This is a genomic window from Streptomyces sp. NPDC041200 (genome assembly GCF_055591805.1).
In genome coordinates, this window is the sequence record NZ_JBVIZF010000097.1 from 1 (window position 1) to 6,583 (window position 6,583).

6 protein-coding genes are annotated in these 6,583 nt (G+C 69.8%); 2 read left to right on the plus strand and 4 right to left on the minus strand.

From position 1 onward, the window contains the following. Positions 1 to 115: 115 nt before the first annotated feature. Positions 116 to 2,050 carry a glycoside hydrolase family 97 protein gene (locus ACZ6CL_RS42580; RefSeq protein WP_468946873.1) on the minus strand — a complete coding sequence of 645 codons (1,935 nt, stop codon included), beginning with the start codon at positions 2,048 to 2,050 and terminating at the stop codon, positions 116 to 118. A 165-nt stretch (positions 2,051 to 2,215) separates the two neighbouring features. Here ACZ6CL_RS42580 and ACZ6CL_RS42585 point away from each other — a divergent pair, with 165 nt between their 5' ends. Continuing rightward, complete coding sequence (locus tag ACZ6CL_RS42585) at positions 2,216 to 2,398, plus strand: hypothetical protein (protein WP_468946875.1); 183 nt, start codon at positions 2,216 to 2,218, stop codon at positions 2,396 to 2,398. A 15-nt stretch (positions 2,399 to 2,413) separates the two neighbouring features. Here the strand turns inward: ACZ6CL_RS42585 and ACZ6CL_RS42590 are convergent, their stop codons facing one another. Together ACZ6CL_RS42590 and ACZ6CL_RS42595 are read right to left on the minus strand one after the other, a co-directional pair. Continuing rightward, positions 2,414 to 2,887 carry a nuclear transport factor 2 family protein gene (locus ACZ6CL_RS42590; protein WP_468946885.1) on the minus strand — a complete coding sequence of 158 codons (474 nt, stop codon included), beginning with the start codon at positions 2,885 to 2,887 and terminating at the stop codon, positions 2,414 to 2,416. A 48-nt stretch (positions 2,888 to 2,935) separates the two neighbouring features. Beyond that, positions 2,936 to 4,675 carry a right-handed parallel beta-helix repeat-containing protein gene (locus ACZ6CL_RS42595; RefSeq protein ID WP_468946878.1) on the minus strand — a complete coding sequence of 580 codons (1,740 nt, stop codon included), beginning with the start codon at positions 4,673 to 4,675 and terminating at the stop codon, positions 2,936 to 2,938. A gap of 200 nt (positions 4,676 to 4,875) precedes the next feature. On the opposite strand from ACZ6CL_RS42595, the gene ACZ6CL_RS42600 reads away from it, so the two are divergent. Continuing rightward, on the plus strand, positions 4,876 to 5,922 hold the full coding sequence (locus ACZ6CL_RS42600) for a methyltransferase (protein ID WP_468946880.1): 1,047 nt from the start codon (positions 4,876 to 4,878) through the stop codon (positions 5,920 to 5,922). On the opposite strand, the gene ACZ6CL_RS42605 is transcribed toward ACZ6CL_RS42600, so the two are convergent. After that, the coding region (locus ACZ6CL_RS42605; protein ID WP_468946883.1) for an IS5 family transposase at positions 5,879 to 6,583 on the minus strand (705 nt) is incomplete at its 5' end. The two genes, ACZ6CL_RS42600 and ACZ6CL_RS42605, sit on opposite strands and share 44 nt — an antisense overlap.

Sequence of the window (6,583 nt, forward strand, 5' to 3'; positions counted from 1 at the left end):
GTGTGCTGTGTGGATACGGGGAGGTGGTTGGGGGCAGAGCCGTGCCTTTCCACGTTGCTGGGGGCGAAACGACCCCGCGATCCCTATATATATTTCCCCCCCGCCACCGCGCGCGTCAGGACCGGTCGCAGCTGGTGACGCCGGGGCGCCAGCGGCAGGCGATGGCGGCGAAGCCGCCGTCCTTCACCACAGGGACGGACACGGTGTCCCCGCCGCGCACCACCCGTGGCGCGCGCACCAGACCGTCCGCTCCGTCGAGGACGAGGTCGACCAGCCACTTCCCCTCGCCCAGCCGCAGCGGCACGGCGGCGGTGTGCGCGTCACCGGCGAAGATGCCACCGATGAACCAGCGCCCGCCCTTCTCGCGCGCGAGCACCGCGCTCTCCCCGGGCCGCCCCGCCAGCAGCCGGGTGCGGTCCCAGGAGGCGGGTATCTGCTCCAGGAAGCGCCGGGCCCGCGGACGGGCGTCGTACGACTCCGGGGTGCCCGCCAGGTTCTGGATCCCCGACTCGTACAGCACCGACAGCCCCAGCTCGCCCGCGTCCGACGCCGCGTTGGGGCGCTCGGCCCGCTGGAAGGCGCCCGGGGTGAAGTCCATCGAGCCGATGACGTTGCGGGTGAACGGGAGCGTCGTCAGATGCTGCGAGGTGTTCACCCGCTTCTCCTCGCCGTTGACGCCCTCCAGCGTCATCACCTGCGGCCAGGTCCGCTGGATGCCCTTGGGGATGGTCGAGCCATGGAAGTTGACGAGCAGATGGTGGGCCGCGGTGGCCGGAAGGATCTCGTCGTACCAGCGCAGCGTCGCCTGCGACTCGGAGTCCATGAAGTCGATCTTCACCCCCTTCACGCCCCACTTCTCCAGGGTCGGCAGCCACCGCTCGCGCTCCTCCGCGGTGTCCAGATCGCGCTGGTGGATCCAGACCTGGATGCCCACGTTGCGCTCTTCGGCGTACCGGACCAGCTCCGGAATCCAGCTGTTGCGCTGCCAGTCGGGGTCGGTGACGTCCCACTGCTTTGGGTCGAAGTACCAGCCCGCGTCCACCACCACGTACGGCCAGCCGCGGGCTGCCGCGTAGTCCACGTACCCCTTCTGCATCGACAGGCTCTGCCCGGCCGGACGCCCGCCCGCGAGCCAGGTCCACAGCGCGGGCCCGGGCCGGATCCACGACGTGTCGGCGACCTTCGACGCGGGGGCCAGATCGTCGGTGAAGGTGGACTCGGTGACCGTCGCCAGGTCGCCCACGACCATCGCGCGCCACGGAGTGCTGAGCGGACCGTCGGACTCGACCCGCTGGTCCCACAGCCCGATGCGGTACGTCGGCTGGCCCTCCTCGTGGACCAGGCGGGCCGCGGAGTAGCGGCCGGTGAGGTCCGATTCGGCGATCAGGGTGTAGACGCCGCCCGTCTCGAACAGGGCCTGCGTCATGTACTCACCGGCGGGCGCCGTCGCCGCGGTGTACTGCTTGAACAGGTTCTCGTTGTCCTTGCGGTAGGTGCCGAGCCACGCGTCCGCGTCCGCGGGCAGGGTGAACGCCGAGGTCTCGTTCAGCACATCACCGCTGCCGGACGGCAGGACGTAGCGGTAGGCGATCCCGTCGGCGGACGCCCGCACCAGCAGGTCCAGCCGGGCGCCGCCGCTGCCCCGGAACCGGAAGCGCGCCTCGGTCATACGGACCGTGCGCGAGCGCTCCTTGCCGACCGTGGACCGGTACCGCTCGGCCACCGTACGGTCGCTGCGGCCCAGGAACCGCAGGCCGCGCGACAGGTCCGCCCGCTCGGTGACGATGCCCACGGGCGAGGGCTCGACCACCGTACGACCGGCTCGGGACACCTGAAGCGTCAGCGCGCCCGAGTCCCGGTCGAGCCGCAGCCGGGCGAGCGGGCCGGGGTCCGGGCGTGACGACGCGCCGTTCGTGAGGGGACCGCTCACCGTCCACCCGGAGTCCTTCGCCTGTCCCCGCGCTTGCGCCGGGCCCGTGCCGAACAGCGTCATGGCCAGGGCGCCGCAGACGAGCAGGACGAGGGCGGAGCGTCTGACAGATCTCTCCATGTTTGCCTCCCGAAGCGGACACGTTACCGATTCATCCGACAACTGGGGAGAGGTGGGACCGATTGACGGTCAATCAATGCCTCAAGCTGCTCCATAGATCCGATCTATCTTCCGCATGGCACCCTGATAGCCCATCCCAGCGCCTCGGAGAGTAGGACACCGGCGATGAGCGACACGGACCCCCGCCAGCCCCCGGCCTGTCAGCCCTCGGACCACGCGCCCGCCGAGCCCGAAGGCGGGGACGCCGCATGCTGGCTGGACCGCGTCTGCCCCGCCTGCGGTGCCCTCCAGGACACCGCCGCTTTCGACCGCTGCCACCGCTGCGGCGCGGACGCGGAAGACGGCTGACCTGACGCCGGGCCCTCAGGACCGCTCCGCGTCCACGAGCCGCTCCGTCTCCCCGCCGAAGGCCAGATGCGTCGTGCGCGAGGCCAGCAGCCACCGCCCCTCCACCCGGCGGAACGTGTCCTCGTAATGCCCCACATTGACCGGCGGCCGCGGCGGGACGATCCCGCCGCGGTAGCCGTCGACCCGGTACGTCGCGAAATACGACGTCGCAGCCGCCGTCGTCGCGGAGTCCACGGTGACCAGGACGTTGGAACACAGCCGACGCGACAACCGGTCCGCGGGCCGCGAGGCGAAATACTCGCCCAGCGCCTCCCGCCCCCGCACCAGACGATCCCCGGCGGGCCACTCCCATATCCCGTCGGCGGTGAACAACTGTGCCACCGTGCCCGGTTCGCCCAGATCGAGCCGCCGCAGGAACTCCACGATCAGACGCTCACAGGCGCGCTCGGCGAGCAGCCGTTCCATCGGATCGAGTGTCCCGGTCTCCATCTTCGTCATGCCCTCACGGTACGAGGCACCACTGACAACCGGCGGCGATCAACGGGGGCCCTCGATCGCGCCGAGGTCGGGCGCGCCGTCGTAGAGCGGGGTGCCCCGGTAGTCGCGGCCGCCGTTGTCGGGGGTGGGCGCGCCGGTGTCGATCAGGGGGGAGCCCGGGCGGGGAGCGAAGGCCAGGCCGGTGCGCAGCTGCGGGCCGCTGGTGGGGGTGCCGTACGGGCCGGAGACGGCCGGGTCGACGAACAGCGGGTCGCCCGTGCGGGCGTTGCCGTCCGTGGCGGGCACCGGCAGCGGGGCGCCGCCGTAGAAGTTGCGGTCGTAGGTGATGGTCGGGCTGGTCGTCAGGGTCGCGTCGGGGACCGCCGAGGAGAACACGTTGTCGTGCAGGTCGTAGCGCGCGTTCAGTGAGGAGCCGTAGCCGTAGACGAGGTACTTGCTCGTCGCGTTGTGCACCGTGTTGTTGTAGACCTCGGCCGACGCCGCCTTGTCCGAATGCAGATACAGCGGATAGCGGGAGTTCCCGTTCAGGACGTTGTACCGCACCACGACGTCGCCGAAGGCGAACTGGCAGAGCAGGATCCCATCGCCGTTGTCATGGGCGAAGTTGTACTGGATGACCACCCGCGTGGTGCCCTTGTCGGCGTCGATGCCGTTGGAGTCCGCGCCTCCGGCCTTGCGCTCCGTGCGGTACACCTCGTTGCGCTGGATCACCACGTCGTCCGCGTAGTACGCCTCGATGCCCGACGTCCCCGCCTGGTCAACCACGTTGCGGTCGACCAGCGCGCCGCGCACGTTGGTCAGATACATGGCGTTGCAGCCGTAGGCGGTGCCGCCCTGGGAGAGGTAGTTGTTCCGGATGGTGATGTCCGTGTGCGGGGTGAACGTGGTGTCGGCCGCCGAGGTCCGGGTGCCCCAGCCGGTCGGCTTGGCGACCGGATTGCCATCGGCGTCCTTCACGTCGCCGGTGTACTGCTTCACGACGATGCCCGCGAACGAGGTGTTGCGCACCGTGGAGTTCTGCACCCGCACATCGTTCAGCACGGTCGCGGCGGCGGGTGGCGCGGTGATGTCGGGCACCGTGGTGTCGAAGACGATGCCGCCGGTCTTCTTCGACCGGTCCCATCCGGTCTTGAAGCGCACGCCCGGGGCGTTGCCCGCGGTGTCGCCGCTGATCCAGTTCACCTCGCCGGTGACATCGTGGACATCGACCCTGTCGATCACGAAGTGGTCCAGTTGCCGGGAGTCGTCCCCCGACACATGGATGCCGCGCAGATCGCGCAGATTCTCGCCCGGAGTCCCCGTGGCGGGCAGCGCGTTGCTGACGTCGAGATCGCGGATCTCCCAGTACTCCTGGTTGAACAGCCGCACCGCGTCATCGACCTGGCCCTCCCCGCGGATCCGGGGCTTGGGTCCCGCACCGTAACGGCCGATCGTGATGGGCCGGTTCTTCTCGCCCGAGCCCTTGGGCCACAACTGGCCCTTCCAGGAGCCGCCGCCCTTCAGCAGGATGCGGTCGCCGGGCCGGAACGTCGTGTGCCCGATCCGCTCCAGGCTGCGCCATGCCGCGCGGACGCTGGTGCCGGACGCGTCGTCGTGCCCGGACCGGGAGTCGACGTAATAGGTGGTGCCCGAGACGGCCGCCGTGGCCGGTGCGGAGGGGGAGGCGGAAGCGGGGGCGGGGAGTGCCGTGAGCGTGGCGGCGGCGCCGAGGGCGGCGGCCGTGAGCAGGCCGAGCGGTCGTCGGCCGGGTCTGACGGATCGTCGTCCAGAGGTCGTCATCACGCCATAGAAAGCGCTGTCATCAGTGGTGTCAAGGTGCATACCGCGTACGCGACTTGATGGCGAAAACGCGTGATCGTCACCGGACTCAGTCTGTGGGTCGCCCGGCTTTCCAACTGGGCGGTAGCGTATAAAAGTCCGCGATCATACCGGCCGAGTGCCGTATGCGCTCATGGCTGGAAGAACGGCAAGGAAAATTCATGTCACACGAGATCAGTCCGGAACCCATTCTGCAGGTGGGGCTCGGTTACATGGCGTCGAAAACCCTGCTCACCGCCGTGGAACTCGATGTGTTCACCCGGCTCGCCAAAGGCCCGTGCGAGGGCGGCGATCTGGCGGGATCGCTGGGTCTGCATCCGCGGGGCGCGGCGGACTTCCTGGACGCGCTGGTCGCCCTGGGGTTCCTGGAGAGAACGGGAAACGAGTACCGCAACAGCCCGAGCGCCGACGCGTTCCTCGACCGGGAGAAGGGCACGTACATCGGCGGAGTCCTGGAGATGGCGAACAGCCGTCTCTATCCGTTCTGGGGATCGCTCACCGAGGCATTGCGCACCGGAAAGCCGCAGAACGAGCAGAAGCACGGCGGAGACGTCTACGATGCCATTTACCGCGATGAGGCAGGTCTCGAACGATTCCTGCACGGCATGACCGGGATCAGCATGGGAATGGCGCAGGTGATAGCCGAGAAATTCCCCTGGGGTGATTACCGAACGCTGCTCGACGTCGGCGGCGCCCTGGGCTGTGTCCCGGTGGCGGTGGCGCAGCGCCACCCTCACATCAGCGGCGGCGTCTTCGAACTGCCCCGGGTGCGGCCGGTCTTCGACAAGCACGTGGCGTCCTGGGGCCTCACCGAGCGCATCACCTTCCACGGCGGCGACTTCTTCGCGGACGACCTGCCCACCGCCGATGTCATCGTGCTGGGCCAGATCCTGCACGGCTGGGGGCTGGATGAGAAGCGCCTGCTGCTGAAGAAGGCGTACGACGTCCTGCCCTCCGGGGGAGCGGTGCTCATCTACGACGCGATCATCGACGACGAGCGGCGACGGAACACCTTCGGCCTGCTGGCCAGCCTGAACATGCTGATCGAGTCCGTTGCCGGGTTCGAATACACCGCGGCGGACGGCCGGTCCTGGATGGCGGAGGCGGGGTTCGGCAGCACCTGGGCGGAACCCCTGATGGGCGGTTACTCCATGCTGGTCGGCATCAAGGACCGCCCGGGCGCCCGGTACGCCGCCGGGGTGCGCTAGGCAGTGTTCGAGAAGTGCGGGTGAGGGGGCGTAGCCATTCGCCGATGGCGGCGGTGTGAAGGGTGGCTTCGTAGCGGACGGCGAGCTTGTCGTATCTGGTGGCGGCTGCCCCGTTGTGCTTGCGGCGGTTGATGCGGCACCCGACGGCGTGCCGCTCCTTGTACTTCTCGGGGTCGAAGGCGGGGCGGCGGCCTCCTGGGCTGCCCTCCTTCTTGCGGTTGGCGACCTGGTCGGCCTTTTCCGGGATGGTGCAGCGGATTTTCCGGCGGCGGAGCCAGGCGCGGTTGGCCCGGGGGGCGTAGGCCTTGTCGGCCAGGACCCTGTCCGGCCTGGTCCTGGGCCTGCCGCCGCCCGGCGGGGCGACCCGGATCGCGTCCAGGATGACGGTGAACCGCGGGCTGTCACCGCGCTGGCCCGCACTGACGATGATCGCCAGTGGCTTCTGGACCTGCTCGCATGCCAGATGGAACGTGCAGGTCAGGCCGCCCCTGGACCGGCACAGGGCGTGATCGGCGGGCTCGGGGGCGCCGTCCCCGCCGGGCGGCTCCGTCTGTGCGGCGCCGTCCTTCCGGGCGCCAGCGGCGTGCTGGTGCGCCCGCGCGGTGCCTGAGTCGACCGAGGCGCCCCAGGTCGCATGCCCGGCAGGGTCCGCCAGGGCCTG

Excerpts from the sequence above, each read along its gene's own strand:
- ACZ6CL_RS42580 (WP_468946873.1), bottom strand. The coding sequence starts at position 2,050 with ATGGAGAGATCTGTCAGACGCTCCGCCCTCGTCCTGCTCGTCTGCGGC.
- ACZ6CL_RS42585 (WP_468946875.1), top strand. The coding sequence starts at position 2,216 with ATGAGCGACACGGACCCCCGCCAGCCCCCGGCCTGTCAGCCCTCGGAC.
- ACZ6CL_RS42590 (WP_468946885.1), bottom strand. The coding sequence starts at position 2,887 with ATGGAGACCGGGACACTCGATCCGATGGAACGGCTGCTCGCCGAGCGC.
- ACZ6CL_RS42595 (WP_468946878.1), bottom strand. The coding sequence starts at position 4,675 with ATGACGACCTCTGGACGACGATCCGTCAGACCCGGCCGACGACCGCTC.
- ACZ6CL_RS42600 (WP_468946880.1), top strand. The coding sequence starts at position 4,876 with ATGTCACACGAGATCAGTCCGGAACCCATTCTGCAGGTGGGGCTCGGT.